The sequence below is a fragment of the Flammeovirga sp. SJP92 genome (assembly GCF_001583495.1).
GTDB lineage: Bacteria > Bacteroidota > Bacteroidia > Cytophagales > Flammeovirgaceae > Flammeovirga.
On record NZ_LQAQ01000009.1, the window covers coordinates 1 to 1,949 of the forward strand.

At 30.2% G+C, this 1,949-nt stretch carries 3 protein-coding genes; all 3 read right to left on the minus strand.

Features of this window, described 5'->3' with window-relative positions:
- Positions 1-160 precede the first annotated feature (160 nt).
- Complete coding sequence (locus tag AVL50_RS00395) at positions 161-517, minus strand: hypothetical protein (RefSeq protein ID WP_062614501.1); 357 nt, start codon at positions 515-517, stop codon at positions 161-163.
- A 24-nt stretch (positions 518-541) separates the two neighbouring features.
- Complete coding sequence (locus AVL50_RS00400) at positions 542-937, minus strand: hypothetical protein (RefSeq protein WP_157491073.1); 396 nt, start codon at positions 935-937, stop codon at positions 542-544.
- A 67-nt stretch (positions 938-1,004) separates the two neighbouring features.
- Positions 1,005-1,826: a hypothetical protein gene (locus tag AVL50_RS00405; protein ID WP_157491074.1), complete on the minus strand. Its 822-nt coding sequence runs from the start codon at positions 1,824-1,826 to the stop codon at positions 1,005-1,007.
- Between the last annotated feature and the right edge of the window lie 123 nt (positions 1,827-1,949).

The window sequence follows — 1,949 nt, forward strand, 5'->3', positions numbered from 1 at the left end:
ATCCACCTCACGGCGATCACTGTCAGTAACTCTTCTAAGTGAACAGTAAATTACTTAGGTAGGATTTGCACCTACTGGAAAGCCACAGCATCGTGGCACACTAACGTGATGACTAAACTGGTGAGCGGTTGTGTCAACTGTGATTGGAGTTTAGTTGATTTTATGAGTTTGTTATTATTTTAATACTTGAAATTTTTCCATCTTTAAGTTCAACATTTAGATATTCATATTTAGCCAATAATCCACTTTTCCCAATCTTATAACTTAAAGTGTTTAAAGTATTGGATTGAGGCTTACCTAATATTTTCTCAATATCCATGTACTTCATATTGATAGTGAGATGATTTTTTCTTAAATCAGTTATCATTTCATATCTGTCTTCTATATTATTCAACCATATTGATGATTGAAATTTTTTATCATTATATGTCTTAGAATAAGTTAAGGGTTTTTCAATCAGTGAGATGAGAAAAACGAATAAATAACAACTTATAAAACCAAAGAAAAAATATTTCATAAAACCATTTAATTAAAGTAATACTTACCACTGTCCTTTACAATGTTTTTTAACTCCATTTATTAAATTATTTGAAAAAGAAATCTCTAAGAAACAAGGTCCTGAACAAGTACCTACTTCGTAAATTAAAGAGTTTTTTGATAATTTAAATTCTTGATTTTTATCTGGTTGTCCTAGAATTTCTATTACTTCCTTTTTAGTCATATAATCCTTTAAAATAAAGTTTTTAAGATCATAAAGCATAGCTTGCCTTTTAGATAAACTATCAGGATTATTCCAAATTAATTTATCGAAAAATTCTGAGTTTTCATCACAACTAATTTGAGGAGGGAAGTCTTCTAAAAAGTTATCACAAACTTTAAGAGAAAGTCCACCAAGTAAAACTCCAAATAAAAACCTTATGATATTCTTTTTACCCATAATAACGTATCGGGCATGGTGTCGCAGGCAGGTTGCGTCGCAACCGACCTGTGCAATATGCCCCTTGTTAGCGAGATTTACATTTTGAAAAGTCAACCTCATAATAGCCATTGGATCTAACTTTTATACCTTTTATTGTTGCAGGTTTCCAAGGTTTTAAAGTTTTCACAAATTGAATTGCTATTTCTTGACAGTGTTTATTTGTATTCCTATTAGGAAACACAAAAAAGTTAGATGTTTCTCCAAATTGATTTACTTCGAAGCCTACTATTATTTTATTTTTCCGATTAATCCACTTAAGTGAATCAGTTTTATTTTGTAGACATGTCGAATCTGGTTCACAATATGTAAGACTAGAGTCAATTAGATCTAACTCTTCTGAATTTGATAGTAAGAGCTCACTATATTCGTCTGTCCATATAAATTTTTCATCTTTCCAAATTTCATTATACAGTATATGAGTATCAATTAAGTTAATCGAATTAATTTCATTACCAAGCTTTTTCAATTTTCGAATTAAATCGGTACTTCTTGATATACGTCCAGTTCTCGTACATAAGTTAGTTCTAATTTCGTATTCCCCAAGATTATTAAATCTTCCAAAAACAATATACAATGAATCAATATCAAAAGAATAACCACATGAACTACTGTAAGATTCTGAGACTACTGTCATCTCGTTTTTAAACTCCCCTTTTAAGGTTTCTAATACTTCAAAAGTCGTTCGGTTTTCATATCCATCTTCCGTTGAAACTGTTATAGCTTTTCCTATAAAGATTACTGCGGTTTCATTTATTTCTTTTTCTAAAGTTTCAGTAGAACATTCACAGCCAAATACCTTAAAATAAAACGTATTCGAAATTAAGAACAATAAAACTATTCTATTCATACTTTTCATGATTCTCGCGTAGAGTAGAGCCTGATAGCTCTCTCTGTTTAAATAATTATAAATGTAATCATTTTGAGAAAACTATCAGAACCCCCTTCATCAAACCGTACGTGAAGTTTTCCC